This is a genomic window from Ruegeria sp. CE9, from assembly GCF_056537425.1.
Genome location: NZ_JBQFRO010000010.1, coordinates 14,749 through 41,527, shown reverse-complemented (window position 1 = coordinate 41,527; position 26,779 = coordinate 14,749). Strand labels below are relative to the sequence as shown.

The 26,779-nt window shown below is 57.0% G+C and carries 27 protein-coding genes; 21 read left to right on the top strand and 6 right to left on the bottom strand.

Annotated features, from left to right (window positions below; all coding sequences use genetic code 11):
- The first annotated feature begins 5 nt into the window (after nt 1-5).
- From ACR0B3_RS17420 to ACR0B3_RS17410, 3 genes are read left to right on the top strand one after another with little or no spacing between them, the layout of a single operon-like run.
- Nucleotides 6-1,091, top strand: a complete 1,086-nt coding sequence (locus tag ACR0B3_RS17420) for a microcin C ABC transporter permease YejB (protein WP_170725087.1) — start codon at nt 6-8, stop codon at nt 1,089-1,091.
- Entirely contained in the window at nt 1,092-2,198 is a 1,107-nt protein-coding gene (locus ACR0B3_RS17415; RefSeq protein ID WP_170687033.1) for an ABC transporter permease, read from the top strand.
- Nucleotides 2,195-3,772 (top strand): ABC transporter ATP-binding protein, encoded by a 1,578-nt coding sequence (locus ACR0B3_RS17410; RefSeq protein WP_480810161.1) that lies wholly within the window; start codon nt 2,195-2,197, stop codon nt 3,770-3,772. The genes ACR0B3_RS17415 and ACR0B3_RS17410 overlap by 4 nt, the downstream gene beginning before the upstream one ends.
- A 22-nt stretch (nt 3,773-3,794) precedes the next feature.
- Here the strand turns inward: ACR0B3_RS17410 and ACR0B3_RS17405 are convergent, their stop codons facing one another.
- Together ACR0B3_RS17405 and hemN are read right to left on the bottom strand one after the other, a co-directional pair.
- Nucleotides 3,795-5,720, bottom strand: coding sequence for an elongation factor G (locus ACR0B3_RS17405; RefSeq protein WP_480810160.1), 1,926 nt, complete (start codon nt 5,718-5,720; stop codon nt 3,795-3,797).
- A gap of 212 nt (nt 5,721-5,932) precedes the next feature.
- On the bottom strand, nt 5,933-7,288 hold the full coding sequence (gene hemN / locus ACR0B3_RS17400; protein WP_480810159.1) for an oxygen-independent coproporphyrinogen III oxidase: 1,356 nt from the start codon (nt 7,286-7,288) through the stop codon (nt 5,933-5,935).
- Between the two features lie 62 nt (nt 7,289-7,350).
- Here hemN and fnrL point away from each other — a divergent pair, with 62 nt between their 5' ends.
- Entirely contained in the window at nt 7,351-8,094 is a 744-nt protein-coding gene (gene fnrL, locus ACR0B3_RS17395) for a transcriptional regulator FnrL (RefSeq protein WP_480810158.1), read from the top strand.
- Nucleotides 8,095-8,139: 45 nt separating this feature from the next.
- The gene (locus tag ACR0B3_RS17390; protein WP_170687038.1) at nt 8,140-8,394 is read left to right on the top strand and encodes a GlsB/YeaQ/YmgE family stress response membrane protein; all 255 of its coding nucleotides are present in this window, start codon (nt 8,140-8,142) and stop codon (nt 8,392-8,394) included.
- A gap of 37 nt (nt 8,395-8,431) precedes the next feature.
- Here ACR0B3_RS17390 and ACR0B3_RS17385 read toward each other — a convergent pair whose 3' ends face one another.
- On the bottom strand, nt 8,432-9,271 hold the full coding sequence (locus ACR0B3_RS17385) for a universal stress protein (RefSeq protein WP_480810157.1): 840 nt from the start codon (nt 9,269-9,271) through the stop codon (nt 8,432-8,434).
- A gap of 193 nt (nt 9,272-9,464) precedes the next feature.
- Between ACR0B3_RS17385 and ccoN the strand changes: the two genes are divergently transcribed.
- From ccoN to ccoP, 4 genes are read left to right on the top strand one after another with little or no spacing between them, the layout of a single operon-like run.
- A complete protein-coding gene (ccoN, locus tag ACR0B3_RS17380; RefSeq protein ID WP_480810156.1) occupies nt 9,465-11,072 on the top strand; it encodes a cytochrome-c oxidase, cbb3-type subunit I in 1,608 nt (535 codons plus the stop codon).
- A 14-nt stretch (nt 11,073-11,086) separates the two neighbouring features.
- Complete coding sequence (ccoO, locus tag ACR0B3_RS17375; RefSeq protein WP_170761366.1) at nt 11,087-11,815, top strand: cytochrome-c oxidase, cbb3-type subunit II; 729 nt, start codon at nt 11,087-11,089, stop codon at nt 11,813-11,815.
- A gap of 11 nt (nt 11,816-11,826) precedes the next feature.
- Entirely contained in the window at nt 11,827-12,012 is a 186-nt protein-coding gene (locus ACR0B3_RS17370) for a cbb3-type cytochrome c oxidase subunit 3 (protein WP_170687042.1), read from the top strand.
- Nucleotides 12,009-12,872: a cytochrome-c oxidase, cbb3-type subunit III gene (gene ccoP / locus ACR0B3_RS17365; RefSeq protein WP_480810155.1), complete on the top strand. Its 864-nt coding sequence runs from the start codon at nt 12,009-12,011 to the stop codon at nt 12,870-12,872. The genes ACR0B3_RS17370 and ccoP overlap by 4 nt, the downstream gene beginning before the upstream one ends.
- A 148-nt stretch (nt 12,873-13,020) precedes the next feature.
- Here the strand turns inward: ccoP and ACR0B3_RS17360 are convergent, their stop codons facing one another.
- Nucleotides 13,021-13,179 (bottom strand): hypothetical protein, encoded by a 159-nt coding sequence (locus ACR0B3_RS17360; protein ID WP_480810154.1) that lies wholly within the window; start codon nt 13,177-13,179, stop codon nt 13,021-13,023.
- Nucleotides 13,180-13,280: 101 nt separating this feature from the next.
- On the opposite strand from ACR0B3_RS17360, the gene ACR0B3_RS17355 reads away from it, so the two are divergent.
- From ACR0B3_RS17355 to nusG, 7 genes are all read left to right on the top strand, one after another.
- Nucleotides 13,281-14,156 (top strand): LysR family transcriptional regulator, encoded by an 876-nt coding sequence (locus ACR0B3_RS17355; RefSeq protein WP_480810153.1) that lies wholly within the window; start codon nt 13,281-13,283, stop codon nt 14,154-14,156.
- A 102-nt stretch (nt 14,157-14,258) separates the two neighbouring features.
- Nucleotides 14,259-15,686, top strand: coding sequence for a cytochrome c oxidase accessory protein CcoG (gene ccoG, locus ACR0B3_RS17350; RefSeq protein ID WP_480810152.1), 1,428 nt, complete (start codon nt 14,259-14,261; stop codon nt 15,684-15,686).
- A gap of 2 nt (nt 15,687-15,688) precedes the next feature.
- On the top strand, nt 15,689-16,147 hold the full coding sequence (locus ACR0B3_RS17345; RefSeq protein WP_170687047.1) for a FixH family protein: 459 nt from the start codon (nt 15,689-15,691) through the stop codon (nt 16,145-16,147).
- Between the two features lie 4 nt (nt 16,148-16,151).
- The gene (locus ACR0B3_RS17340) at nt 16,152-18,329 is read left to right on the top strand and encodes a heavy metal translocating P-type ATPase (protein ID WP_480810151.1); all 2,178 of its coding nucleotides are present in this window, start codon (nt 16,152-16,154) and stop codon (nt 18,327-18,329) included.
- 5 nt (nt 18,330-18,334) lie between these two features.
- Nucleotides 18,335-18,493 (top strand): cbb3-type cytochrome oxidase assembly protein CcoS, encoded by a 159-nt coding sequence (gene ccoS / locus ACR0B3_RS17335; RefSeq protein ID WP_170596844.1) that lies wholly within the window; start codon nt 18,335-18,337, stop codon nt 18,491-18,493.
- An 80-nt stretch (nt 18,494-18,573) separates the two neighbouring features.
- Complete coding sequence (gene secE, locus ACR0B3_RS17330) at nt 18,574-18,771, top strand: preprotein translocase subunit SecE (protein WP_170398600.1); 198 nt, start codon at nt 18,574-18,576, stop codon at nt 18,769-18,771.
- Nucleotides 18,772-18,963: 192 nt separating this feature from the next.
- Nucleotides 18,964-19,497, top strand: coding sequence for a transcription termination/antitermination protein NusG (gene nusG / locus ACR0B3_RS17325; RefSeq protein WP_170533167.1), 534 nt, complete (start codon nt 18,964-18,966; stop codon nt 19,495-19,497).
- Nucleotides 19,498-19,543: 46 nt separating this feature from the next.
- On the opposite strand, the gene ACR0B3_RS17320 is transcribed toward nusG, so the two are convergent.
- Together ACR0B3_RS17320 and ACR0B3_RS17315 are read right to left on the bottom strand one after the other, a co-directional pair.
- Nucleotides 19,544-20,731 carry an adenylate/guanylate cyclase domain-containing protein gene (locus ACR0B3_RS17320; protein ID WP_480810150.1) on the bottom strand — a complete coding sequence of 396 codons (1,188 nt, stop codon included), beginning with the start codon at nt 20,729-20,731 and terminating at the stop codon, nt 19,544-19,546.
- 96 nt (nt 20,732-20,827) lie between these two features.
- Nucleotides 20,828-22,090, bottom strand: coding sequence for a peptidoglycan-binding domain-containing protein (locus tag ACR0B3_RS17315; RefSeq protein ID WP_480810149.1), 1,263 nt, complete (start codon nt 22,088-22,090; stop codon nt 20,828-20,830).
- Between the two features lie 380 nt (nt 22,091-22,470).
- Here ACR0B3_RS17315 and rplK point away from each other — a divergent pair, with 380 nt between their 5' ends.
- The 5 genes from rplK to rplL all read left to right on the top strand — a co-directional run bounded on the left by rplK (nt 22,471) and on the right by rplL (nt 26,745).
- Nucleotides 22,471-22,920: a 50S ribosomal protein L11 gene (gene rplK, locus ACR0B3_RS17310; protein ID WP_010440985.1), complete on the top strand. Its 450-nt coding sequence runs from the start codon at nt 22,471-22,473 to the stop codon at nt 22,918-22,920.
- A 1-nt stretch (nt 22,921) separates the two neighbouring features.
- Nucleotides 22,922-23,620, top strand: a complete 699-nt coding sequence (rplA, locus tag ACR0B3_RS17305; RefSeq protein WP_480810148.1) for a 50S ribosomal protein L1 — start codon at nt 22,922-22,924, stop codon at nt 23,618-23,620.
- Nucleotides 23,621-23,842: 222 nt separating this feature from the next.
- Entirely contained in the window at nt 23,843-25,453 is a 1,611-nt protein-coding gene (locus ACR0B3_RS17300; protein ID WP_480810147.1) for a glycosyltransferase family 32 protein, read from the top strand.
- A 318-nt stretch (nt 25,454-25,771) separates the two neighbouring features.
- On the top strand, nt 25,772-26,290 hold the full coding sequence (gene rplJ, locus ACR0B3_RS17295) for a 50S ribosomal protein L10 (RefSeq protein WP_170687053.1): 519 nt from the start codon (nt 25,772-25,774) through the stop codon (nt 26,288-26,290).
- Between the two features lie 80 nt (nt 26,291-26,370).
- Nucleotides 26,371-26,745 carry a 50S ribosomal protein L7/L12 gene (rplL, locus tag ACR0B3_RS17290; protein WP_480697906.1) on the top strand — a complete coding sequence of 125 codons (375 nt, stop codon included), beginning with the start codon at nt 26,371-26,373 and terminating at the stop codon, nt 26,743-26,745.
- Nucleotides 26,746-26,779: the final 34 nt, after the last annotated feature.

Genomic DNA, 26,779 nt, shown 5'->3' with positions numbered 1-26,779 from the left:
AAGCTTTGGGCGCATATATTCTTCGCCGGCTTTTGCTGGTGATCCCGACATTGCTTGGCATCATGGTGGTGAATTTCACCCTTGTTCAATTCGTGCCGGGTGGTCCTATCGAACAAATTCTCGCCCAGATGCAAGGCGAAGGCGACGTATTTGCCGGGTTTGCCGGTGGCGATGGTGCCCCAGCCGAAGAGACGTTCGGATCGGATAGCGACTATATCGGCGCGCGCGGGCTACCCAAGGAATTTATTGAGGAACTGGAAAAGGAGTTTGGCTTCGACAAGCCTCCCGTTGAGCGTTTTCTGACGATGATGGGCAACTACCTGACCCTCGATTTTGGCGAGAGCTATTTCCGCTCGATCAGCGTGATTGATCTGGTGCTGGAAAAGATGCCGGTGTCGATCTCACTGGGCTTGTGGTCGACTCTGATCGCTTATCTGGTGTCGATCCCGCTGGGTATCCGCAAGGCAATCAAGGACGGGTCGAGTTTCGATACATGGACCAGCGGTGCAATCATCGTGGCTTATGCGATCCCCGGCTTCCTGTTCGCTATTTTGCTGCTGGTGCTCTTTGCCGGTGGCTCCTACTGGCAGATTTTCCCGCTGCGGGGGCTGACCTCGGACAACTGGGAAAGCCTCAGCCTGTTTGGCAAGATCACCGACTATTTCTGGCACATCACATTGCCGATCATTGCGCTGACCATCTCGGCCTTTGCGACGCTGACGTTGCTGACCAAGAACTCGTTTCTGGATGAGATCAAAAAGCAATACGTCATGACCGCCCGGGCCAAGGGGCTGAGCGAACGCAAAGTGCTGTATGGCCATGTCTTCCGCAACGCGATGCTGATCGTGATTGCGGGCTTCCCTGCCGTGTTCATCGGTGTGTTCTTTGGTGGCTCGATCATTATCGAGACCATCTTCTCGCTGGATGGTCTGGGCCGCTTGGGATTTGAAGCCGCCGTAGCGCGCGACTATCCGGTGATTTTTGGAACGCTTTTCATCTTCGGTCTGATGGGTCTGGTCGTCGGCATCATCAGCGATTTGATGTATGTGCTGGTCGACCCGCGCATCGATTTCGAAAAGCGGGAGGGGTAAATGGCGCTTTCCCCCCTTAACCAGCGCCGGTGGCGCAACTTTCGGCGTAATGGCCGGGCGTTCTGGTCGCTGATTATCTTCTCAGTGCTGTTCGGCCTGTCGCTGTTCGCCGAATTTATCGCAAATGACAAACCGATCCTCGTGAAATACCGCGGCGAGTTCTACACGCCAGTCTTCAACTTCTATGCCGAAACCGAATTCGGCGGTGATTTCCAGACCGAAGCGATCTATCGCGACCCCGAGGTCATGTGCTTGATCGACAGCGGTGGGCTGGATCAATGCTTTGACGACCCCGAAGGGATCATTGACGAGATCAAGGCCGGCACGTTTGAGGCCGAAGGCTTTGAACGCGGCTGGGCCATCTGGCCGCTGATCCCTTATTCGTTCAACACCAGCGTGGACCGTCCGGGCGCCGCACCTTTGCCGCCAAACGGCCAGAACCTGCTGGGCACGGATGACACCAAACGCGACGTGTTGGCGCGTGTGATCTATGGCTTCCGCTTGTCGATCCTGTTTACGTTGATCGTTACCGGCGCCGCCAGCCTGATCGGTATTTTCGCCGGGGCCATTCAGGGCTTTTTCGGCGGCTGGCTCGATCTGATCTTCCAACGGATTATTGAGATCTGGTCGTCCACTCCATCGCTCTATGTGATTATCATCATGTTCGCCATTCTCGGGCGAAGTTTCTGGCTGCTTGTCGCTTTGATGATTTTGTTTGGTTGGACCGGCTTGGTTGGCGTTGTGCGCGCCGAATTCCTGCGGGCGCGCAATCTGGAATATGTCCGTGCCGCCCGCGCGTTGGGCGTGGGTAACATGACGATCATGTTCCGCCACATGTTGCCCAATGCGATGGTCGCCACATTGACCTTCATGCCGTTCATCGTAACCGGAACAATTGGCGGGCTGGCCTCGCTGGATTTCCTTGGCTTTGGCCTGCCCTCCTCGGCCCCGTCGCTGGGCGAGTTGACCTTGCAGGCGAAACAGAATCTGCAGGCACCTTGGCTGGCCTTCACCGCCTTCTTTACTTTTGCCATCATGCTGTCGCTGCTGGTCTTCATTTTTGAAGGCGTGCGCGATGCGTTTGATCCCAGAAAGACCTTCTCATGAGCCTGCTGGATGTGAACAACCTCAAGGTCTCGTTCCGGCAGGACGGGCAGGTGAGCGCGGCGGTCAAGGGTGTGTCCTTTACGGTCGACCGGGGCGAAACCGTAGCGTTGGTGGGCGAGTCTGGCTCGGGTAAGTCCGTAACCGCACTCAGCACCGTGTCGCTTCTGGGTGACAGTGCAATTGTCGAAGGCTCGGTCACCTATGACGGGCAGGAGATGATCGGCGCGCCCGAAGACAAGCTGATGGATGTGCGCGGCAATGACATCAGTTTTATCTTTCAAGAACCGATGACCTCGCTCAACCCGCTGCATACGATCCAGAAGCAGATGGCGGAATCTCTGGCGCTGCATCAGGGCGTTACGGGCGACGCGGCGCGCACGCGGATTGTGGAACTTTTGAACAAGGTCGGCATCCGCGACCCCGAAGAGCGGTTGGACAGTTATCCGCATCAATTGTCCGGAGGACAGCGTCAGCGCGTGATGATCGCGATGGCCTTGGCCAACAAGCCAGACATTCTGATCGCGGATGAACCGACGACCGCGCTGGACGTGACCATTCAGGCGCAGATTCTGGAGCTGCTGGCTGAGTTGCAGAAGTCTGAGAATATGGGAATGCTGTTCATCACCCATGATCTGGGCATCGTGCGCCGCATCGCCGACCGGGTTTGTGTGATGAAGGATGGGGAGATTGTCGAGGCCGGTGTGACAACCGAGATTTTTGACAATCCGCAGCACCCCTATACGCGCAAGCTTTTGGCGGCTGAACCGTCGGGGCACCCCGACCCGGTGGCATCCGATGCAGAAGAGGTCGCGCGCACCGATCACCTGAAGGTCTGGTTCCCGATCCAGCGCGGATTTCTCAAGCGGACCGTGGGCTATGTTAAAGCTGTCAATGACGCCACGCTTAGTGTCCGGGCCGGTGAAACACTTGGGATCGTAGGCGAAAGCGGCTCGGGCAAGACGACGCTTGCGTTGGCCATCATGCGTCTGATCGCATCCGAGGGCGGGATCACTTTCCGCGATCAAGATGTGCGTCGCTGGTCCACCCGAGAACTCAGACGGCTGCGCAAGGACATGCAGATCGTGTTTCAGGACCCGTTTGGCAGCCTTAGCCCTCGGATGACCTGTATGCAGATCATTGCCGAGGGGCTGGCCATCCACAAGGTCGACCCCCATCGTGCCCCGCGCGAATTGGTGGCCGAAGTGATGGTAGAGGTTGGGTTGGATCCCGCGGCCATGGATCGGTATCCGCATGAGTTCTCAGGCGGTCAGCGCCAACGGATCGCCATCGCGCGGGCCATGGTGTTGCGGCCTAAGCTGCTGGTGCTGGACGAACCGACCAGCGCGCTGGACATGACGGTGCAGGTGCAGATCGTGGACCTGCTTCGCGACCTGCAACGGAAATACGGGCTGGCTTATCTGTTCATCAGCCACGACCTGAAGGTCGTGCGCGCAATGTCTCATAACGTCATCGTCATGCGCAACGGGGACGTGATCGAGATGGGCGCGGCTGAGGACCTGTTCGAACACGCGCAGACCGACTATACCCGCGAACTGATTGCGGCTGCGGGCTGAGGACCAGCCCGCAGCTGCGGCCTCAGGCCATTTCTCTGTTCTTGGCTGAAGCGGGCACTGGGCCGCGTAACTCTTCATAGTGATCGAATTGCAGTTTGACCCATCCGGTGCCGCGTGTTGCGCTGGCAAGTGTCCGATGCAGTTCATCCTCGGCGACGGCCGGAAGTTGGGCGTTGAAGATTTCCCAGCCCGAGGCGTTTGGGTTGCCCTCAAAGCCCAGAACCTGCCCTTGCAGTGAACTGATCGTCGGGACGAGGTCGCCGACAAAGGTCGACGGCAGGTGGATCTCGGCATTCAGGATCGGTTGCAGCACAACCGGTTTCGCCTCTGGCAGCGCTTCGCGTACTGCGTTCTTGCCAGCGGTGCGGAAAGCATAGTCGGAACTATCGACATTGTGGTGCTTCCCGTCGCTTAGCGTCACCTTGACGTCCACAACAGGGAACCCCTCGGGGCCTTCGACAAGCGCGTCTTTGGCCCCATGCTCGACAGAAGGGATGTAGTTCCGAGGCACGGCACCGCCTTTGACGATTTCTTCGAACTGGAACCCGGATCCGCGCGGCAGCGGCGCGATCGAGATCACCACATCTGCAAATTGACCTGCACCACCGGATTGCTTGCGGTGGCGGTGGCGGTGTTCGACCTTTGAACGGATGGTTTCGCGATAGGCTGTTCCGGCAGCCTCGGCTTCAATCTCAATCCCGAAATCTTCGGCCAGTTTGGCGGACACACGGCGCATGTGCTGCGGGCCTTGCGAACCCAGGATCGAATGGCCACTCAGATCGTCCTGTTCCAGATGCAGGCCGGGGTCGATTTCTACCAACCGGGTCAGCGCGTTTGACAGGCGCACATCGTCACGCTCGTGCGCAGGGGAAACGACCTGACGATGCGCGGCAGGGTGTGATGAGGCCCATTCCGGCAGCGGTGTTGCCGACGCACTGTCATAGATGAAACCGGGATTGAGGTGATCGGATTTGACGGCTAGTCCAATCTGTCCGGCCTCAAGCGCTCCGATCTGAGTCTTGGCATCTAAACCGGTCAGATTTCCAACGGTCTCCCCGCCCAAAGGTTCATGCGCTTTGACCCCGTCGCCCAAGCCGCGCAGCACGGTGATCTTGCCGATATGTTTCTTCACATCCGCAAAGCCCGCAATGGCGCGCGCGTTTTCTTCGGCCTCATCGCGGTCGGCTGCAATGTTGAATTCGGGTGCCTCATGGCGCAACGCCTTCATCAGCCGGGTCAGGCCGTTGCCATGGCTCGCCGCGCCCAGGCAGGCCGGGATAAGCTGATGGTTCTGCAGAACCTGCGCGGCCAGATCATAGACCTCTTCGCTGGGCGGCTGTTTGTCTTCGATCAGCTGCTCTAGCAGCTTGTCATCGAAATCTGAGAGTGTCTCCAACAATTCGGTGCGCGCTTCTTGCTCGCGATCCTCAACCGACTGCGGCAGTTCGATCAGGGCCGAGGGCTGGCCTTCCTGATATTTCCACGCGCGCTCCGAAATTAGATCGACCGCGCCGATGATGGTGTCACCGTCCCGGATCGGAACTTGCCGCAGAGCGATGTGATGGGTGCAGTAGGTTTGTAACGCTGCAACGATGTCGCGGATGCGGCCATTCGGGCTGTCCATGCGGTTGATGAAGAGGAAACAAGGAATACCCGCATCTTCGACCAACCTTAGATATGGGGCACACAGCACGGCAGCATCCGGATCGGGCGGCACGACGACAACCGCTGCATCCGAGATCGCCATGGCGGGGCCGACATAGGCCAGCGCATCACTGCCCCCGTCCACGTCCACGGCGCACCAGGGCTCGTCTAAGTAAGAAAAACCGTGCATGTGCACGGTTCCGGCAATATCAAATGTGGTTGGCCGCCCGTCGAGGCGGCTAATAGCCTCGACCAGGGTAGATTTGCCCGATTGGCTAGGGCCGAGGACGGTGAAAACGCGCATGAGTGCTGTCCCTCTTTCAGTTGCAACGTGGCTGCACGAAAAGGGTTGTCGAACGCATGCGCGTCGGCAAGAACTGTCTGCGTTTGCCTGCCTCAGGCTGCGAAGAGGCGGGCCTCTCCACCCCTAGAGTGTGGAGAAAACCGAAGGCATGCGTCAAGCCCCCGTGCAGGTTTGGAACGGCAAGTCGCGGAAAACGACCTACCGACGAGTGCTTAGATCGCCGAACTGTGCCCGGCTTTGCTGAGGTCATACGCGTCAAAGCTGCGTGCGATCATGCGGGTCAAAGCGCGCGCTTCAGGTGGTATGAACAACCCATTTTCGTCGACGCGTAGTAATCCGTCGAACGCCGCGTTCGCCGTTGCGTACATCTGCTGAAGCTCAGCTGCAGAGATATCGTGGTCGCGCAGGATTTCGTTCGAATTGATTTGGAAATCGCACATCAGTGCCTCGATCAGGCGGGACCGCAGAACATCTTGCCCTTTGAAAAGATGCCCGCGCGTGGTTGAGAACCGGCCTTCACGAATGGCCTTGGTATGGGCCGAAGTCGCCGGGGCGTTCTGTGCGTAGCCTTGTGGGAAGCGCGAAATTGAGCTTGCGCCCAAACCAATCAGGATCGGAGCCTGATCGTCCGTGTAGCCTTGGAAATTCCGTTTCAGGCGACCGGCACGCAGCGCGTGCGTGAGCCCATCATCCTGAGTCGCGAAGTGGTCGATCCCGATCTCGGCGTAGTTGTCCCACAAGAACAGCCGACGCGCGGTTTCGAACAGGGCCAACCGCTGTTCGGGCGTGGGCAGGGCATCTGATGGGATTAATTGCTGCCGCTTGGCCATCCAGGGTACGTGGGCATATCCGTACAGCGCTACGCGATCGGGGTTCAGCGACAGCAGCTTCTGCACGCTTTCAGTCATGCGCGCTTTGGTCTGATGGGGCAGGCCGTACAGAATATCTGCATTCAGGCTTGAGATGCCGCGCGCGCGGATCATCTCAGCGACTTCTCTGGTGGTGTCATAGCTTTGAATGCGACCGATGGTTTTTTGAATTTCATCGTCGAAGTCCTGAACACCGATTGAGGCCCGGTTCATTCCGGCCTCGGCCAGCGCGTCCAGTCGCGCTTCGTCGACCTCATTGGGGTCGATCTCAACCGAGAACTCGGCATTTGGTCCCAGCGGGACAGTCTCGAGGATGCGTCCGGCCAGATCTCGCATCAGCTCTGCATTCAGCAGAGTAGGCGTGCCGCCACCCCAATGAAGCCGCGACAAAGTAACACCCTCAGGCAGGCGTGCCGCTAGTAAGTCCAACTCGGCCTTCAGCACGTCCACATAGGCGATAACCGGGTTGTCCGTCTGGGTGCCTTGGGTCCGACAGGCGCAGAACCAGCATAACCTACGACAAAACGGAACATGGATGTAAAGTGAGATGGAACTGCCCGGAGCAATGCCGGATATCCAGTCGCCAAACAGATCGGCCCTGACGTCATTGCTGAAGTGAGGGGCGGTTGGATAGCTTGTGTAACGCGGTACCTTCGCGTCAAAAAGCCCGAGCCGTGCCAATTGTGGTTTCAGTGTCATAACGATATGACTATGATCAGACGTCTCAGGTTACTTTGACCGAAATCAAATTGGGAACGCGAATGACAATCAGGGTCCAATTCGATCACACCAATTGCGCTGAATGCCCCATCCGGCATCGCGCTGTGTGCGCGCATTGTGAAAAAGACGAGTTGGATGAACTTGAGAACATCAAGTTCTATCGCAGCTTCGAGGCCGGGCAGACGATCATATGGTCTGGCGATCCGATGAATTTTGTCGGTTCGGTCGTATCGGGAATCGCCTCTTTAACCCAGACGATGGAAGACGGGCGTACCCAGATGGTGGGCCTGTTGCTGCCCAGCGATTTTGTGGGCCGACCCGGGAGAGAAAACGCACCCTACGACGTAGTGGCGACCACTGATCTGGTGATGTGTTGTTTCCGCAAGAAGCCGTTCGAAGAGATGATGGTCACAACGCCGCATATCGCGCAGCGCCTATTGGAAATGACGCTGGATGAACTGGATGCAGCCCGTGAATGGATGTTGGTGCTTGGGCGCAAGACGGCGAGGGAAAAGATTGCAAGCCTGTTGTCGATCATCGCGCGCAGGGATGCGTCGATCCACCAATCCGGTATGGCAGGGCCGATCGTCTTTGATCTCCCGCTCACGCGAGAAGCGATGGCCGACTATCTTGGCTTGACGTTGGAAACAGTCAGCCGACAAATCTCTGCCCTTAAGAAAGATCAAGTCATTACGCTGGAAGGCAAACGTCACGTAACAATCCCCGATATGGGGCGCCTCATGGAAGAGGCGGGTGATGATACGGATGGCGGATTTCTGGTCTGACGCCTGATTTCTGCGGCGTCGACCTCTAACTATCAGGAGTTCACAATGGGTTTCAGCGGTGTACTTGCCATGTTGTTCATCGGCGCAATCGCGGGATGGCTTTCAGGAAAGATCATGGAAGGCCGAGGGTTTGGCCTGATCGGAAACATAATTGTTGGAATCGTCGGTGCGTTTCTTGCGGGCACGATCTTCCCGGCATTGGGTTTTGCCATAGGCGGAGGGCTGATTTCCTCGATTTTCTTTGCGACGATTGGCGCGGTGATTTTGCTGTTCCTGATCGGCTTGATCCGCAAAGCCTAGAAAAAAAGCCGCCTGCTGAGGCGGCTTTTTGTTTATGTCAGTGGGCCAGAAAAACCGGCACCTCTGATTGCTCCAGCATGTTTCGTGTCGCACCGCCCAAAATCGCTTCGCGAAAACGCGAGTGACCGTAGGCACCCATCACGATCATATCGGCTTCGGTGTCGGCTGCATGCCGGTTCAAAATATCTGATACACGGGTCATGGTCTTGCTCAGCACGTCGATTTCGCATTTCACCCCATGCCGTACCAGCATCTGAGACAACAGCCCGCCCGGGTCTGAGCGATCTGGCCCATGACGGGGCGGGTCTATCACCACAATCCTCGTGAGCTCGGCCTGCTTCAGAAATGGTAGCGCACGGCGGATTGCGCGCATTGCTTCGACACTTTCGTTCCAGCCAACCATGACTGTTTTGGGGGCAGATATGGGTTTATTCTCATCTGGCACCAGCAAAACTGGGGCGTGGCCTTCAAACATGGCGGCTTCGACAATTGGCTCGGCCTCGGCGTCACGATCCTTGCCATAAGGTCTAGGCAATATCACAAGATCTGAAAACCGTGCGCGACGCGCGACATGCCGCCCTATGTCGGCGATCTGGGCCACACCGTTCTCGGCCGACCAGCGCACACCGGACTTGCCCAGATAGTCCTTAGCGTAGGCGAGAATTTCATCAGCCTCGGCATTGGCGCGGCTCAGCGTTTCTTGCAGAATCAATGCATTGGCACCGGCGTAGTAGTAACCGGTCTGACTGCGATCAACACCAAGGCATAAGGCTTCGGCATGTGCATCCTGACCCTCTGCCAATGCAACCATCTGTTCGAGTGCGCTCTGCGCCAAGTTGGTTTCCGTCATTACGGTGAGTAGGGATTTATATGCCATATCGCCCTCATGTTTCTGGCCCTGCATCGCGCTCAACGCACACCTCAGTCTTCAAAAAATCTGTCACAGAAAACACAGGCCTGTCTTGATGCAGATCAAAGCAGTAGAATTGGCATCGCTGCATTACGACAAGCAGTCAAAAGGGTTTCGCGTGGCATGAAGAATCGCGTGGGGCATGGCAAAGGGACGCAATATGTCAAATTACATCAAGCTGATCGTGCTTGGGCTGGTTGTGATATTCGCAGCCATCGGGTCCAACTATGCACGGGATTTGGCGTATCAGGTGCACGCAATACTGGTGATGATCATCGCCGCCGGATTGTTCATCTGGACGCTAAGAAACACCGAAGAGCCAGATATACTCGTAGATCGCTCGGCGGAATACATGGATGACGTGATCCGCTTTGGCGTGATTGCGACCGCCTTTTGGGGCGTGGTCGGGTTCCTTGCGGGAACCTTTATTGCGTTCCAGCTGGCCTTTCCTTCGCTGAATTTCGAGTGGGCGCAGGGCTATCTGAATTTCGGGCGTCTGCGGCCGTTGCACACATCGGCTGTTATCTTTGCCTTTGGCGGCAACGCCCTGATTGCAACTTCGTTCTATGTCGTGCAACGCACCAGCGCCGCGCGTCTGTGGGGAGGTAATCTGGCCTGGTTCGTGTTCTGGGGCTACCAGCTGTTCATCGTATTGGCGGCCACTGGGTATGTTCTGGGCGGGACCCAATCGAAAGAATACGCAGAGCCCGAGTGGTATGTCGACCTGTGGCTGACCGTTGTCTGGGTGGCCTATCTGGCCGTTTACCTCGGCACGATCATCAAACGGAAAGAACCTCATATCTATGTGGCCAACTGGTTCTATCTGGCGTTCATTGTGACCGTTGCCATGCTGCACCTGGTCAACAACATGACCATCCCGGTCAGCATCTGGGGCTCGAAATCGGTCATCGTCTGGTCGGGCGTCCAAGATGCCATGATCCAGTGGTGGTATGGCCACAACGCTGTGGGCTTCTTCCTCACTGCGGGTTTCCTGGGCATGATGTACTATTTCATCCCGAAACAGGCCGAACGTCCGGTGTTTAGCTATAAGCTGTCGATTATCCACTTTTGGGCGTTGATCTTCCTGTATATCTGGGCCGGTCCGCACCACCTGCACTACACCGCGCTGCCGGATTGGGCCTCGACACTGGGCATGGTGTTCTCGGTCGTGCTCTGGATGCCTTCGTGGGGTGGTATGATCAACGGTCTGATGACCCTGTCGGGCGCTTGGGACAAGCTGCGCACCGATCCGATCATCCGTATGATGGTCATCTCGGTCGGCTTCTACGGCATGTCCACATTCGAAGGTCCGATGATGTCGATCCGCGCTGTGAACTCGCTCAGCCACTATACCGACTGGACCATTGGCCACGTTCATTCGGGCGCGCTGGGCTGGAACGGCATGATCACCTTTGGTGCGTTGTACTTCCTGGTGCCCGTCCTGTGGAAGCGCGAGCGTCTGTACTCACTGCAAATGGTCAGCTGGCACTTCTGGCTCGCGACCATCGGCATCGTGCTCTACGCCGCGTCGATGTGGGTCACCGGTATCATGGAAGGCCTGATGTGGCGCGAAGTGGATGCCAACGGCTTCTTGGTGAACTCGTTCGCCGACACCGTCGCCGCCAAGTTCCCGATGTACGTGGTGCGCGGTCTGGGTGGGGTTCTGTTTCTCGCTGGCTCGGTGATCATGTGCTACAACCTGTGGATGACTGTACGGAAAGCGCCGGCCAAAGAGGCCAGCCTGACCGTTGCGGTCCCGGCTGAATAAGGAGGGCCGGAGCAATGGCAATTCTCGACAAACACAAGATCCTCGAGACCAACGCGACCCTCCTGCTGATCTTCAGCTTTCTGGTCGTAACCATCGGTGGCATCGTTCAGATCACCCCGCTGTTCTACCTTGAGAACACCATCGAAAAGGTGGAGGGCATGAGGCCCTACACCCCACTCGAGATGGCGGGGCGTGAGATCTATCTGCGCGAAGGCTGCTATGTCTGCCACAGCCAGATGATCCGCCCTATGCGGGACGAGGTCGAACGCTATGGCCATTACTCGCTGGCGGCAGAGTCCATGTATGACCACCCGTTCCAGTGGGGATCGAAACGTACCGGACCTGATCTGGCGCGCGTCGGAGGCCGCTATTCGGATCAGTGGCACGTGGATCACATGCGCGATCCGCAATCGGTTGTGCCGGAATCGGTGATGCCGAAATATGGCTTCCTCGAAAACCGTAAGATCGATGGCGAGTATATCGGCGATATCATGGCTGCGAATGCTCTGGTCGGAACACCCTATACCGACGAGATGCTGGAGAACGCCGTCGCGGACTTCCGCGCGCAGGCCGATCCGGACAGCGACTATGACGGTCTGCTGGAACGCTACGGCGAGAAGGTCAATGTGCGGAACTTCGATGGTCAGCCCGAACTGACCGAAGCTGACGCGATGATCGCCTATCTGCAGATGCTGGGCACGTTGGTCGACTTTTCGACCTTCACGCCTGATGCAAGCCGCTAAGGAGGGACAAGATGGAAGAATACACTCTCCTCAGACAGTTTGCGGATAGCTGGATGCTACTGCTGTTGTTCACCTTCTTTGTCGGCATCGTCATCTGGGTTTTCCGACCCGGTGCCAGCAAGGAATACAAGGACACAGCCAACATCCCGTTCCGTCATGAAGACAAACCCGCCACATCCAAGGAGGCGCGGCAATGAGCAAGACACCTGACAAACAGCCGGGCGATCCAAACACCACGGGTCACAGCTGGGACGGTATCGAAGAGTTCGATAACCCGATGCCGCGCTGGTGGCTGTGGACCTTCTACGCCACGATCTTCTGGGGCGTGATCTATACGATCATGTATCCAGCATGGCCGTTGGTTCAATCGGCAACCGCTGGTGTGCTGGGCTGGTCCTCGCGCGAGCTGGTGCAGCAGGAACTGGTGGCGTTTGAAGAAGCGAACGCGCCGTGGAATGCCAAGCTGGTGGAAACTCCGCTGGAACAGATTTCAGCGGATGCCGAGTTGCAGCAATATGCTGTGAATTCGGGTGGTGCGGTGTTCCGGACCTGGTGCGCGCAATGCCACGGTTCGGGTGCGCAAGGTGCGCCGGGTTTCCCGAACCTGCTCGACGACGCATGGCTGTGGGGCGGTACACTTGAGGATATCGAGTATTCGGTCGCCTATGGCATCCGAAACGAGGAAAGCGACGATGCGCGCTATTCCGAGATGCCAGCCTTTGGCGACATCCTTGAGCAGGACGAGATCACTCAGGTGGTTCAATACGTCATGTCGCTGACCAATGCGCAGACCGACGATGCAGCCGCGCAAGCGGGCAAGGTTGTGTTCGAAGATAACTGTGCCGTGTGCCATGGCGATGAAGGTCAGGGTGATGTCACACAAGGCGCGCCCAACCTGACTGATGCGATCTGGCTTTATGGCGGCAGCGAAGAAGCATTGATCGAGACAGTCACCAACAGCCGCTTTGGTGTTATGCCTCCGTGGGAGAACCGCCTGACCGATGCGCAAATCCGCGCCGTCACGGCTTATGTTCACCAGTTGGGTGGCGGTCAATAGCGGTCAAAGAACACCTCCGGGCGGTCTCCCGCCCGAAGGCTGAGGCACCGGCTGTTCCATCTGTTCGCGCGTTTCCAGAACAGCCGGTGCCGATTTTTAACAATAGGGCCACGTCGGGTGGCGGTCCAGATACGGCCATCAAGCTGTATCAAAGATTGTTCAGATCCACGTCGCGCGGGCTTTCTCTCCACCAATGACTCTCAGGTAACCAGCGGCGCTTGCGATGCTTAGGCTTTGCCGCTTCGTAGACATGGGGCTCATTGATGCGAGTTGCGTTCATGAAGGATTTGGCAAATATTGTCAGCATGGGTGTGCTCCTGTGCAGCGTTGCTTCTACTGATAAAGATTGATCTTTGACGCGCAGAATGCGACTCAATTACCATTCTGTTGTGTAAGTCAGGATTACATATGGATTGGCTTTCCCTGCCTCCTATGGCGTCGCTCAAGGCCTTTGCCGCCTTCGCGGAAAAGCGGAATGTTGTCGAAGCCGGAGCAGCCCTGAATGTCAGTCACGCTGCGATCAGTCAGCAATTGCGTGTGCTTGAGAACCATCTGGGTGCAGCCCTGTTGGATCGTTCAGGCAAAGCGCTGACACTGACCGCTGAAGGAGAGCATCTGGCGCGCGCATTGCTGCTTGGTTTCGGCGCGATCGAGGTCGCCGTCAGCGATTTGGCCAAGTCCGGCCGGGATCGCCCGGTGCACGTATCGCTGACGTCATCCTTTGCGGCCTCGTGGCTGATGCCACGCCTTCCCACGTTTCGCGCGACGCATCCCCAGATAAATCTGATCCTTGATCCGACCTTTGAGGTTGTCGAGCTGCGCCCCGGCGGCGTGGACCTCGCCATTCGATACGGCGCGGGTGGGTGGCCCGGTGTGCAGTCCGAGATGCTGTTGCAAACGCCAATGGTGATCGTCGCCTCTCCGGCACTGCTGGGCGACAAGACGGATTGGTCGCCGTCCGAGCTGGCTCAACTGCCGTGGCTGGAAGAAATTGGCACGACCGAGGCCACCACATGGCTGACCGAACGTGGGGTTGGACCGGAACGCGGTGCCGGGAGTACCCAACTGCCGGGCAATCTGATGTTGGATGGTTTGCGCTCGGGGCAGGGGGTCACTGTCACCGTGCGACAATTCGTCGAAGCGGACATCGCGGCTGGTCGCATTGTCGAGCTTTTTGTCGAACCCGATACGCGCGGATACCATATTGTGACGGGAAATTCAGCACTTAGACCTGCCGCGAAGACGTTTATCAAATGGCTTAAGCAACAGGCGCGCGAAATCTGATAAAAGGTGTCTGTGTGATGCGCGTTTTGACCCATGTCAAAGTTCCTATGCGTGTGATCTGGAAAAAGACACACTCAGAAGAGCCAGTACCGGAGCCAGCCTGTGAGCGATTCCAACCCGACCCCCAGCCTCTATGCCGCCCGAGAGCCGATTTTTCCAAGACGGGTATCCGGTCCGTTCCGGAATCTGAAGTGGATCATCATGGCGGTAACGCTGGGTATCTATTATGTGACGCCATGGATCAGATGGGATCGGGGCCCAAGCCTGCCGGATCAGGCGGTGCTGCTGGATCTGGCGAACCGGCGTTTTTACTTCTTCTGGATCGAGATATGGCCGCACGAGTTCTATTTCGTTGCCGGGCTGCTGATCATGGCCGGGCTTGGTCTGTTCCTGTTCACCTCGGCGTTGGGCCGGGTTTGGTGCGGATATGCTTGCCCGCAGACCGTATGGACCGACCTATATATCCTTGTTGAGCGCTGGATCGAAGGCGACCGCAACGCGCGCCTGCGCCTGCACCATCAGAAGAAGCTGGATTTTCGCAAGGTACGTCTGCGACTGACCAAATGGGTGGTCTGGTTCTTTATCGGGCTGGCAACCGGCGGTGCCTGGGTATTCTATTTTGCGGATGCCCCGACGCTGGCGCGGGATCTGGTTACCGGCAACGCCCATCCCGTGGCCTACACCACAATGCTGATCCTGACTGCGACAACCTTCTTTTTCGGCGGTTTCGCGCGCGAGCAGATATGTATCTATGCCTGTCCGTGGCCGCGCATTCAGGCCGCGATGATGGATGAGGATACTCTGGTCGTGGGCTATCGCGAATGGCGGGGTGAGCCGCGCGGAAAGGGTAAACGTACAGCGGATAGCGAGCTGGGGGATTGCATCGATTGTATGGCCTGCGTGAATGTGTGCCCGGTTGGCATCGACATCCGAGACGGTCAGCAACTGGAATGCATCACCTGCGCGCTGTGCATTGATGCCTGTGATGACATGATGGCCAAGATCGGCAAACCTCGTGGTTTGATCGACTATATGGCGCTGAGTGATGAAACGCGTGAGCGTGAAGGTCATCCACCCAAAAATATTTGGAAGCATATACTGCGCCCGCGCACGATCCTCTATACCTCACTTTGGGCGCTGGTCGGTTTTGCGCTTCTGTTTGCCTTGTTCATTCGCTCGGATATCGACCTGACCGTTGCTCCGGTCCGCAACCCGACATTTGTGACGCTTTCCGATGGCTCCATCCGGAACACTTATGACGTGCGCCTGCGCAACAAGCATGGCGAAGAGCGGCCCTTCAAGCTGACGCTCGCAGGTGATCCGTCGCTTCAGGTCGAAATCGAGGGCGTCGAAGGCGACACTGTTAATGTCACCGCAGATACGGCACAATTAACGCGGGTGTACATCACTGCTGCTAAAGACACCGGGCCTGCTGCTGTGGACAGCACATCCGTCCGCATCTGGGTCGAAGATCTGGAAAGCGGTGAGCGGGCCTACAAGGACACCACGTTCAACGGACGAGGAAACTGAGAATGGCAGAGCGTCAATTCACAGGTAAACATGCGCTTGCGGTATTTGTTGCGGCCTTTGGTGTGATCATCACGGTGAACCTTGTTCTGGCCTACAACGCCGTTAAGACCTTCCCGGGGTTGGAGGTGAAAAACTCCTATGTCGCCAGTCAGGAGTTCAACGAGCGTTTGAAGGAACAGCAGGCGCTGGGCTGGGAAATCGCGGCAGAACTCACCGGAGGGCTGCTGGTGTTGCGCATCACCGATCAGACCGGCTCACCTGTTGAAGTGGCCGAGTTACAGGCGATTGTCGGACGTGCCACCCATGTGAAAGAAGACTTTTCGCCTGACTTCACCTTTGACGGTATCGCCTATGCTGCCCCGGCTGCGCTGGGTAAGGGCAATTGGAACATCCGGCTGGTGGCCAAGGCCAAGGATGGTGCAGAATTTGCGCAGCGTGTGCCGCTGTATGTGAAGGGTTGATGCCATGACCGCGCAAGCGACTCCGGCCAGAGCGGCCTGTCCCGGATGCATCGCCGCCCCTACCGAACCGGCGCGGCCCATTCCCGAGGATGTGCAGATTGCGCTATCCCTACCAGGAATTCACTGTTCCGCCTGTATCGCCACGGTCGAGCGTGAGTTGAACGCCCATCCTGGTGTTGAGGATGCCCGGGTCAACCTGACGCTCAAGCGCGCGATGATCAAAGCAGCGCCTGAGACGCGTGCCGCTGATTTGATCCCGGTGTTGGAAAGCGCTGGCTTTGAAGCGCATGAGCTGGACCCGGGTTCGTTATCGGCCACGCAAACGGACAAGGCCGGGCGCGATCTTTTGATGCGGTTGGCCGTTGCGGGCTTTGCGTCAATGAATGTGATGCTGCTGTCGGTGTCGGTCTGGTCCGGGGCCACCGATGCAACGCGTGACATGTTCCATTGGATTTCTGCCGCCATTGCGTTGCCTGCGATTGCATTTTCGGCCCAACCTTTCTTTGCCAATGCCTGGAGCGCCTTGCGCGTGCGCCGCTTGAACATGGATGTGCCGATTGTTCTGGCGATCCTGCTGGCGCTGATCACATCGCTTTGGGAAACCGCGCTCAGCGGTGAACACGCGTATTTCGATGCCGCGCTGACGCTGACATTCTTTCTCTTGGCGGGCCGCTACCTTGATTATCGCACACGCGCCGCTGCTCGATCTGCCGCCGAAGAACTGACTGCGCTGGAAGTTCCCCGGGCTATTCGACTTGTTAACGGCGTCGAGGAGGAAGTGGCCGTCGCCAGCCTGAGCGTCGGCGATCTGGTATTGGTGCGCCCCGGTGGGCGCATGCCTGTGGACGGTGAAATTGTCTCGGGTCTGTCCGAGCTGGACCGCTCACTGCTAACCGGTGAAACGCTCCCTGTCTTTGCCGAGGCCGGGCTTAGCGTCAGTGCCGGTGAGGTCAACCTGACCGGCCCGCTGACCATCCGAGCCACGGCAGTGGGTGAGGATACCTCGCTGCACCGTATGGCGGATTTGGTGGCGATCGCGGAATCGGGCCGGTCACGCTATACCTCGCTTGCGGACAAGGCGGCCAAGCTCTACGCGCCGGGGGTTCATATCTTGTCGGCGCTCAGCTTTCTTGGGTGGTATATCTATTCCGGCGATCTACGAACGGCGCTGAATATCGCAGCGGCTGTGCTCATCATCACCTGCCCCTGCGCGTTGGGTTTGGCTGTTCCGGCAGTGACCACAGCAGCCTCGGGTCGATTGTTCCGCAGCGGGATGCTGATCAAACACGCGACCGCGCTGGAGCGTTTGGCCGAAGTGGATACGGTGGTGTTCGACAAAACCGGCACGCTCACATCCGGTGCGCCTGAATTGACCAATCTTGGCGATCATGCACGCGCTGATCTAGCCATTGCTTTGACTTTGGCCGAGGCCTCGTCGCACCCACTGTCGGTTGCGCTAGCAAAGGCGGCGCGCGAGGCTGGGATCAAACCTGCCACTTTGCACGATATTGTCGAAGTGCCGGGATACGGCACTGAGGGGTATTATCGTGATCAGCGCGTCCGGCTGGGCCGCGCTGCGTGGGTCGGCGGCGAGGATGGCGACCAGACTGCAGCCTGGCTCGCGATCGGATCGCAACAGCCGTCACGCTTCACCTTTACGGACAGCCTGCGTACAGGCGCCGCCGAAGCCGTTGCTGCGTTCCGTGATGCGGGCAAAGACGTGATTCTAATTTCCGGTGATACGCAAGGTGCGGTTCAGGCCTTGGCGGGCAAGCTCGGCATTGAAAATTGGATCGCCCAAGCCTTGCCGCAAGAAAAAGCTGCCAAGGTGCAAGAGCTTAACGATCAAGGTCGAAAGGTCTTGATGGTTGGCGACGGTCTGAACGACACAGCGGCCTTGGCGGCGGCGCATGTATCGATCTCTCCGGCCAGCGCCTTGGATGCTGCGCGGGTGGCATCGGATATCGTGCTGCTGGGCTATGACTTGTCCCCGATCGCTGAGGCCTGCGATACTGCCGTTAAAGCGACGCGTCGGATTCGCGAGAATTTCCGCATCGCCACCGTCTATAACATCATCGCGGTCCCGCTTGCTGTGGCCGGGTTGGCGACCCCGCTGATCGCGGCCTTGGCGATGTCGACCTCCTCGATTACGGTATCCCTGAACGCCTTGCGGCTGAGGTAACTCTGATGGAAGTGCTTGCCTATCTGATCCCGATTTCCCTGCTTTTAGGTGGGGTTGGCTTGGTTGCCTTTGTCTACACGGTCCGCTCGAACCAGTATGAGGATCCCGAAGGCGACGCGCGCCGTATCCTCAGTGACGAATGGGATGACAAGCCCAAGCCCTGACAGGGGCGTCAACAGCCCTTGAAATTGCCGCAATGCCCGGCTATGTCCGGCCCATCCGCTAGCAGAGAGATTGAAGCCTCATGGCAACGTTAAACCCGATCCAGTTCATTCAGCAGGTCCGCGCCGAAGTCGCAAAGGTTGTCTGGCCGACCCGTCGTGAGGTTCTGTTGACCACGGTCATGGTGTTCATCATGGCGGCGCTGACGGCTGTGTTCTTTGCGCTGGTTGATCTGGGCATTCGCGGCGGTCTGCAACTGGTACTTGGCGCGTTCAGCTAAGCCGGTTTGGGCAAGCTGAAACGCGACTGCCCCCTTGCACAGCACGGCGTGTCAGAGTAGGTGACATGACTATTCGGAATGGGCGTGCGGCGAATCGGGCTGCGCGCCGCTTTTTATTCCGGGTGACGCAATAGGATTTCAACGAAGGGCGCGATGCGTCGCAGCCCAAAGGCAAACAAGGACGACAGGTTCATGGCGAAACGGTGGTATTCGGTCAGCGTTCTTTCGAATTTCGAAAAGAAGATCGCAGAGCAGATCCGCACGTCGGTGGCTGAGCAGGGCCTTGAAGACGATATCGACGAGGTACTGGTGCCCACCGAAGAGGTGATCGAAGTGCGCCGGGGCAAGAAAGTCACCACCGAACGTCGCTTTATGCCGGGTTACGTGCTGGTACACATGGAAATGTCGGATCAGGGCTATCACCTGATCAACTCAATCAACCGCGTCACCGGCTTCCTGGGCCCTCAGGGACGCCCGATGCCGATGCGCGATGCCGAGGTGAACCAGATCCTCAACCGCGTTCAGGAAGGTGAAGAAGCGCCCAAGCTGATGATCACCTTCGAGGTTGGCGAGAAGGTCAAGGTCAACGACGGCCCGTTCGAGGATTTCGACGGCATGGTCGAAGGTGTGGACGACGAAGCCCAGAAACTGAAGGTTTCGGTTTCGATCTTCGGTCGCGAGACCCCGGTCGAGTTGGACTTCACACAGGTCACCAAACAGAGCTAATCGGTTTCCATCGAACGATCTGATTGGGTGCCTATGGGCACCCTTTTTACGTTGGGGGTTTGCTCAGCTGCCAAACGGTTTGATCTTCGCCAAACCCCTTGAGCGCCACAGTTCCGACCGGTTCGCAGAGTTCTGGCAAAAACGCCGCTGCGGTTTCGGACAGGACATGGTCGCAATCCAACTCTGTAGCTGCCGATACCAGTCTGGCCGTTAAGTTCACGTCCGGACCTATGGCGGTGAAATCCAACCGGTCTCCGCCGCCTATATTGCCATAGTGGAAGCGACCGTGATGGATCGCAGTCCGTACGCCCAGCTTGTGCTGGAAATCGGCTTCGGCCAGCGATGCCAATCCCTCGCACACTGCCGCGATGGCGGCTTTGATTTGTTCCTGTGGTGGAAGGTCTTTACTGGTAGGGAAGATGGCTAAAAAGCCGTCGCCCATGAATTTCAGGATCTCTCCGCCGTGGTCCATGACCGAAGGGGCAAGGCAGTCAAAGCTGTCATTCAGCAGCCCAACCAGTGCATCGCCGGATACAGAATTTGAAAGATGTGTGAATCCCTTGAGGTCTGCAAAAAGAATAACGGCATCGATTGTGCTGCCGTCGCCGCGATGGACCTTACCATCCAGTATTTGCGCGCCGCTGTTGCGGCCAACATATGTTGACAGAAGGTATGTCGCATCAAGTCGCAGCATGTAGGTCTCGGTCAGGCGCGCCAGCGGTCCGCGAACCCGGTTCAGGATTTCCAGATCCCGGTCCGAAAACCCGCCAGGCGTGGTACATGACCAAGTACAAACATGGGTATCGTCGTTGATATAGATCAGCGGCTGCGCCAGATAGTCGGTGAACCCCTGTTCGCGCAACTCGCCCACGATGATATAGTCCTCGGGGCAGTTGGGGTCTTCCAGATGACGGCGGATGGATTGCTGACGCTCTATAACATGGGGCAGGGGATTATCGGTGTAGATTGCTGTAGAAAACAGTTGTGACGGCGCATCGAACCGATCAACACCTGCGCCTGCTTTCCAAATGAAACGCCGGCCCGTTAGGTTGGGGTGCAAGGTCCAGATGAACAATCCAAACCGATCAATGGCCACACCTGCGTCCAGCAGGCGGGTACATATACCCTCGATGATGTCGACCGCATTTGCCGCCGGGCGGGCGCCATCAACCATCCACTCGATCAAAGCATCGACCTTATCTTGTTCCGAGAACGGTTCCGAAGGGGTCGGCATATTGGCACCCTCGTAGTAGAACGCCGCGATGCAAACGGGCACCGCGGCGTTGTTTGGATCAGCCTCGTAGGGACTGAGATTGTTGTGTGTTCCGACCTACTGCGCTTGCACCATGGCTGCGCGCAACAGTTGCGGCCGGTCGGTTTGCGACGGCAGGAAGACAGCTTGCGAGCCGGCATCTAAAGCCGAAAGGCTGGCATCATACCACTGCATTGCAAGGTCACGGCGTTCTTGCACACCGAAGCCTTCGCGAAGGTGATGGCCAACCAGTTCTCCATAAGCAGGCTCGCCCATTGCGACCAGCATCAAGGCAGAGCCAACTGCGGTGTCCATATCGTCCTGACGGTAGCCCATCGCCAGACAGACCTTGCTTGTCGCGGCAAGATCTGCGGGGCTGAGACCCGAGTCCAGCGCAAGCTTGCGAACCTGGGTTTCAGCCTCGGTTTTTGAACTGATTGACAGCGCATCAACCTGTGGTGCCAGCATTTCGCCAAACGCGGCGCACTGGGCGCTCACCTGATCCGGGGTCAGCCCTTGGATGTCCTGCATCAGATCCTCACCGCGCGCCATGGCATAGCTGCGCGCAAGGCAGAACTGTTCGCTAAGGGCGAAATCGGCGTCCGTCATATTCGACAACGTCGTGTAGCCCCCATTGGTCGAGGTTTGCAGCATCACCCCACTACAGCGATTGGCCAATGATGGGCCACCGGTCCCGCCAGAGAACAGGCTTGGCAGGCTGGCAGAGGCTGTTTCTGTGGTGGCTTCAGGCGCTGGTTCCGCAGCTTGAGGAACCACAACTGGAATGGCCGGTGCTTGCGCTTGTGCTGGAGCCTGCGGTGTCGCGACCAAAGGTGCCTGAGGTGCGGCAGCCAAAGTTGAACCGGTTTGAATCTGCCGCCGGTATTCCATCAATAGCGGTTGGCCCGAAAGACGCGTTGCGTTCTGACCACCACTGGTTGCCCAATAATAGGCCTGCATCAGGAAGTCGCGCTGATAAGGCTGAAAATCACGGCCATTCACCGGATAGCCCATCGAGACCTGATAGCGCTCGATCGCTGAACGCGTGCCGCGACCAACCTGTCCATCAACCCGTCCGGCATTGTAACCGAAATAGTTTAGCGCGGTTTGGGTCTGGGCACCTTCTGTGGTTGACGGGATGCCGGGACGATACGTGCGTGTTGTTGTTGATCTTGTCCGGGCCTGTTGTTTCCTCTCCTGATCTCGACCGATCGCGTATCCGATCACGCCGCCAACGACTGCGCCGCCCAAAATCTCACCCGCGTCGGCCCGCGCGGTCTGGGGCGAAGTCGCGGCAAGAGACAGCGCGATTCCAAGTGTAAGAATTAAACGAATGATCATAATCAACCTCCACCAATACAACTAATCTTCCGGAGTATAGCATAGCTGCTTGCATTGTGGTGGGGCGGTTGGCGGAAACATGAGCATCACGAAGAAGCTGAAAAGAATAATCATTTTTATTAGTCCCTTAGAGGCTTACAGCTAGCCCCAACCATGGTGATCTGCGCGCATTGATCCGACGAGAGACCCATTCGGCATTGATTCGATGAACGTGTGAGGATCAGGCCACTTGCCAACACCACCGTTCCCCTGTACATGCCGCCTCTATCGTCTTCGGGCGAGAGTCTCTCGTGGGAGGTTGCAGGGATCGCGAACCCGGATCGGACCACGCAACATAATCTAGTCAGGGCGCGCTCTGACTGAGTTGAAAGGAAAACCAAATGGCCAAGAAGCTTGCTGGTACAATGAAGCTGCAGGTTCCTGCAGGTCAGGCGAACCCGTCGCCGCCAGTTGGTCCGGCGCTGGGTCAGCGCGGCATCAACATCATGGAATTCTGCAAGGCGTTCAACGCCAAGACTGCAGACATGGAGCCTGGCGCTCCGTGCCCGACCGTGATCACCTATTATCAGGACAAGTCCTTCACCATGGACATCAAGACGCCGCCCGCGTCTTATTACCTGAAAAAAGCAGCTGGTCTGAAGCCGGTTGGCAAGCGTAACCGCCCCCGTGGCGCGGAAAACCCAGGTCGCGAGACCGTGGCAACCGTGACCTCGAAGCAGGTTCGCGAAATCGCCGAAGCCAAAATGAAAGATCTGAACGCCAACGACGTCGAAGGCGCAATGCAGATCATCCTGGGCTCGGCCCGCTCTATGGGCATCGAGGTGAAATAAGATGGCAAAACTCGGTAAACGTACCCGCGCTGCGCGCGAAGCTGTCGCCGGCAAGGAAAACCTGTCGGTCGAAGAAGCTGTTTCCCTGGTCAAAGGCAACGCAACCTCGAAATTCGATGAGACCATCGAGATTGCTCTGAACCTGGGCGTTGACACCCGTCACGCGGACCAGATGGTTCGTGGCGTTGTCGGTCTGCCAAACGGCACCGGCAAAGCGATGCGCGTTGCTGTTTTTGCACGTGGCCCCAAAGCCGACGAAGCAAAAGAAGCAGGCGCAGATATTGTTGGCGCAGAAGACCTGATGGAAACCATTCAGGGCGGCACCATCGAATTCGATCGCTGCATTGCCACCCCGGACATGATGCCCATCGTTGGCCGTCTGGGTAAAGTCCTGGGCCCCCGTAACCTGATGCCGAACCCCAAAGTTGGCACCGTGACCATGGACGTGAAAGCGGCCGTGGAAGCAGCCAAGGGCGGTGAAGTTCAGTTCAAAGCGGAAAAAGGTGGTGTTGTACACGCCGGTGTTGGCAAAGCGTCGTTCGACGAAGCCAAACTGGTCGAAAACGTCCGCGCCTTTATTTCGGCTGTTGCCAAAGCCAAGCCGACAGGCGCGAAAGGCACCTACATGAAGAAAATCGCGCTGAGCTCGACCATGGGCCCTGGCGTGACTTTAGACGTGGCGGCTGCTGCGGGCGAATAAGCCCCCAATTGATTGCCAAAAGCTATGGACCCGGACGGCTTTTGCCGCCCGGGTTTTTCATTTTACGGGGTTTCAATATGTTCAGCGTTGTATTGGTGTAGCAATCAAGCTCACACGAACTCCCAAATGGGTTCCACAATCAAATTTCATCTCTTAACAAAGGCATTAGTCGAACGCTGTCAGAGAATTCAGATGCAACTTAATACCTCTCGGAAGGACCTGATGGATCTGCGGCGTCGGATTTCACAGCTACGCAGAGATGCCAGCCGCCAATATTTCCAGGAAACAAATGGTGTGGTCCAGGGCGGATGTTTGCGTGGTTTTACCCTGATCGACGAGAATAGTTGGGGGCAGGCAGATGTATTTACCAAACTTCTCGGTATCTATGAGCAACAAAACCATTCGATATTTGCTAAGAGCAAAAAAACCACATTAGTTGATCTGGGTGCCGCAGATGGCTATTGGGGCGTCGGTTTGGTTCAGGCCGGGTATTTTGAAAGAAGCGTGTGCTTTGAGCAAAAGCGCGGCGGCCGGCAGGTAATCAAAAGGACTGCGCAGTCCAATGGTGTCAGGGAGAAGGTATCTGTCAACGGTTTGGCAACTGCGTCGACAGTTCGACGGAAAGTATTGTCTGAACATAGCCCAGAAGACCTCTTCTTTCTGATCGATATTGAGGGCGGTGAGTTTGAGCTTCTTGATTTCAATTTCTTTTCCGAATTCAGGTCCGCAGAGTTTTTGATTGAACTTCATACGGACGGCGTTTGGTTGGGCGCAGAAAAGGAAGAGCGCCTTCTCCGTGACGCTGAGTTGCTGTTTGACGTAGCTTTTGTCGACGATACAAAACGCGATCTTCTGCAGCTTCGTTCTGAATTGGCGCTGCCAGACGATTTGACTTGGCTTTTTGCCTCCGAAGGTCGTGGATATCCGATGCGTTGGATGCACCTAACGCCGCGGAAAACGCCCACCGTTTCCCTGCCTTCCAAAAAACAGGCTGATGAACAAGACCAGCAAAGGTTTGGTACGCTCTGGTTAGGAGGCGCACCTGGGTTGCTCGAGCGTGCTTGTCTGAAATCCATGCAAGAGAATGGTTACGATCCGGTCGTGTTTACCTACGAACCAATCCAGAACTTGCCGGAAGGTTTGGAGGTAGTTGATGCAAGAGAGGTGTATGAGCCAAACAGGGTAATTCGCCACATTAGGCACAAAAGTCCTGCGATCCATGCAGATGTCTTCAGATACCATTTGGTCAAGCACGCTGGCATGATCTGGTTGGACACGGATATGTACATGATCGCTCCGGCTGCCGATCTGCGGGAATCCATTCGGGAACACGCCGGATTTTGTGTTGGTCGTGTATTGCCCGATCTACCGAGGAACCGATCCTATCACTCTCTTATTAACAACGCGGTATTTGGGCTTCCATCTGATAGCAAAGCGCTTGAACTGATGGAAGAAGTCTTTGAAGAGGGCCGAGAAGTGTCCGTTGCATGGGAGAGTTCCAGTTCTCTATTGGCGCTAAACGCATCGGTTGAACAACAAAGGGAAAAGCCATTTGGACATCTTCGGTGGGGTTCCACTGGGCCGCGAGCTTTGACGGCTGCTTTGAGCATCTCAGGAGAAAGTGTTTACGCACACGACAACACTGCATTTTACAACATTAGCAGTCGTCAAATGCCCGACTTGGCGCAGGAAGGGACTAAATTGTCGGACTTTGTGGCGCCGACGACCTTTGGCTTGCACTTGTGGGGCCGAGACTTCCGCTCAATGTTGACGAATATCGACCAAAGCGTTCAGCAATGCGCGGCACATGAAATCATGAATACCATCGGCTGATATCCAAGTTTCTATTGTTTACTTGCGAGCCGAAAACCGCAATTTACCCCTTGGAAACCCTGCTCATCTGTCCTAAGTAAACCCACGGAATAAAGCGTGCGATTCGTCGTGCGCTTTATTTTGTTTCGTCCAAGACGGTGGGTGGTGCCATCTGGCCCCTTAATTCCCTGCCTGAGACGGGTAAGACCAAAGAATTCTGAGGGGTCCCACCCTCGGGCGAATTTTGGCCCATCCCGTAACAACGGACCTGAACGCCGGAGCGCAAGCTGCGGCAAATATGAGCCGGGGTGAGGTATCGCCCCAAACTTGGAGAGAACTGTGGATAGAGCCCAGAAAGAGAAAGTGGTCGAGGAACTCGGCCAAATCTTCGAAAGCTCTGGCGTCGTAGTGGTTGCCCATTACGCCGGTCTGACAGTTGCCGAAATGCAAGACCTGCGCGCGCGTGCACGCGAAGCGGGTGGGTCTGTGCGTGTTGCCAAGAACAGGCTCGCCAAAATCGCCCTTGAGGGTAAGCCGTGTGAAAGCATGGCCGACCTGCTGACAGGGATGACCGTTCTAACCTATTCCGAAGACCCTGTGGCAGCCGCCAAAGTGGCCGAGGACTACGCCAAAGAGAACCAAAAGTTCGAAATTCTTGGCGGTGCAATGGGTGAGAACGCTCTGGACCGCAAAGGCGTCGAAACAGTTTCGAAAATGCCGTCTCGCGAGGAGCTTATTGCTTCGATCGTGGGCTGCATTGGCGCACCTGCTTCGAATATCGCCGGCGCGATTGGCGCACCTGCAAGCAATATCGCAAGCATCCTTTCCACCATCGAAGAGAAGGCGGAAGCTGCGTAAGCGGTTGGCACTGAATGATCTGCGTAGGGTATCTACCCTGACGTTGGAACACACACTGTAAAACGGAAAGAGCTAATACAATGGCTGATCTGAAAGCACTCGCAGAAAGCATCGTGGGTCTGACCCTGCTGGAAGCACAAGAACTGAAAACCATCCTCAAAGACGAATACGGCATCGAGCCCGCAGCTGGCGGCGCCGTAATGGTTGCAGCTGGTGGCGACGCCGGTGGCGCAGCTGAGGAAGAGAAAACCGAATTCGACGTCGTTCTGAAGAACGCCGGCGCTTCGAAAATCAACGTGATCAAAGAAGTTCGCGGCATCACCGGTCTGGGCCTGAAAGAAGCCAAAGAGCTGGTCGAAGCTGGCGGCAAGATCAAAGAAGGCGTTGACAAAGCCGAAGCCGAAGAAGTCAAAGCCAAGCTGGAAGCAGCTGGCGCCGAAGTCGAGCTGGCCTAAGCCAACCGACAGGTGCATCGCTGATGCGCCGCAA

Excerpts from the sequence above, each read along its gene's own strand:
- ACR0B3_RS17415 (WP_170687033.1), top strand. The coding sequence starts at position 1,092 with ATGGCGCTTTCCCCCCTTAACCAGCGCCGGTGGCGCAACTTTCGGCGT.
- ACR0B3_RS17410 (WP_480810161.1), top strand. The coding sequence starts at position 2,195 with ATGAGCCTGCTGGATGTGAACAACCTCAAGGTCTCGTTCCGGCAGGAC.
- ACR0B3_RS17405 (WP_480810160.1), bottom strand. The coding sequence starts at position 5,720 with ATGCGCGTTTTCACCGTCCTCGGCCCTAGCCAATCGGGCAAATCTACC.
- hemN (WP_480810159.1), bottom strand. The coding sequence starts at position 7,288 with ATGACACTGAAACCACAATTGGCACGGCTCGGGCTTTTTGACGCGAAG.
- fnrL (WP_480810158.1), top strand. The coding sequence starts at position 7,351 with ATGACAATCAGGGTCCAATTCGATCACACCAATTGCGCTGAATGCCCC.
- ACR0B3_RS17390 (WP_170687038.1), top strand. The coding sequence starts at position 8,140 with ATGGGTTTCAGCGGTGTACTTGCCATGTTGTTCATCGGCGCAATCGCG.
- ACR0B3_RS17385 (WP_480810157.1), bottom strand. The coding sequence starts at position 9,271 with ATGGCATATAAATCCCTACTCACCGTAATGACGGAAACCAACTTGGCG.
- ccoN (WP_480810156.1), top strand. The coding sequence starts at position 9,465 with ATGTCAAATTACATCAAGCTGATCGTGCTTGGGCTGGTTGTGATATTC.
- ccoO (WP_170761366.1), top strand. The coding sequence starts at position 11,087 with ATGGCAATTCTCGACAAACACAAGATCCTCGAGACCAACGCGACCCTC.
- ACR0B3_RS17370 (WP_170687042.1), top strand. The coding sequence starts at position 11,827 with ATGGAAGAATACACTCTCCTCAGACAGTTTGCGGATAGCTGGATGCTA.
- ccoP (WP_480810155.1), top strand. The coding sequence starts at position 12,009 with ATGAGCAAGACACCTGACAAACAGCCGGGCGATCCAAACACCACGGGT.
- ACR0B3_RS17360 (WP_480810154.1), bottom strand. The coding sequence starts at position 13,179 with ATGCTGACAATATTTGCCAAATCCTTCATGAACGCAACTCGCATCAAT.
- ACR0B3_RS17355 (WP_480810153.1), top strand. The coding sequence starts at position 13,281 with ATGGATTGGCTTTCCCTGCCTCCTATGGCGTCGCTCAAGGCCTTTGCC.
- ACR0B3_RS17345 (WP_170687047.1), top strand. The coding sequence starts at position 15,689 with ATGGCAGAGCGTCAATTCACAGGTAAACATGCGCTTGCGGTATTTGTT.
- ACR0B3_RS17340 (WP_480810151.1), top strand. The coding sequence starts at position 16,152 with ATGACCGCGCAAGCGACTCCGGCCAGAGCGGCCTGTCCCGGATGCATC.
- ccoS (WP_170596844.1), top strand. The coding sequence starts at position 18,335 with ATGGAAGTGCTTGCCTATCTGATCCCGATTTCCCTGCTTTTAGGTGGG.
- secE (WP_170398600.1), top strand. The coding sequence starts at position 18,574 with ATGGCAACGTTAAACCCGATCCAGTTCATTCAGCAGGTCCGCGCCGAA.
- nusG (WP_170533167.1), top strand. The coding sequence starts at position 18,964 with ATGGCGAAACGGTGGTATTCGGTCAGCGTTCTTTCGAATTTCGAAAAG.
- ACR0B3_RS17320 (WP_480810150.1), bottom strand. The coding sequence starts at position 20,731 with ATGCCGACCCCTTCGGAACCGTTCTCGGAACAAGATAAGGTCGATGCT.
- ACR0B3_RS17315 (WP_480810149.1), bottom strand. The coding sequence starts at position 22,090 with ATGATCATTCGTTTAATTCTTACACTTGGAATCGCGCTGTCTCTTGCC.
- rplK (WP_010440985.1), top strand. The coding sequence starts at position 22,471 with ATGGCCAAGAAGCTTGCTGGTACAATGAAGCTGCAGGTTCCTGCAGGT.
- rplA (WP_480810148.1), top strand. The coding sequence starts at position 22,922 with ATGGCAAAACTCGGTAAACGTACCCGCGCTGCGCGCGAAGCTGTCGCC.
- ACR0B3_RS17300 (WP_480810147.1), top strand. The coding sequence starts at position 23,843 with ATGGATCTGCGGCGTCGGATTTCACAGCTACGCAGAGATGCCAGCCGC.
- rplL (WP_480697906.1), top strand. The coding sequence starts at position 26,371 with ATGGCTGATCTGAAAGCACTCGCAGAAAGCATCGTGGGTCTGACCCTG.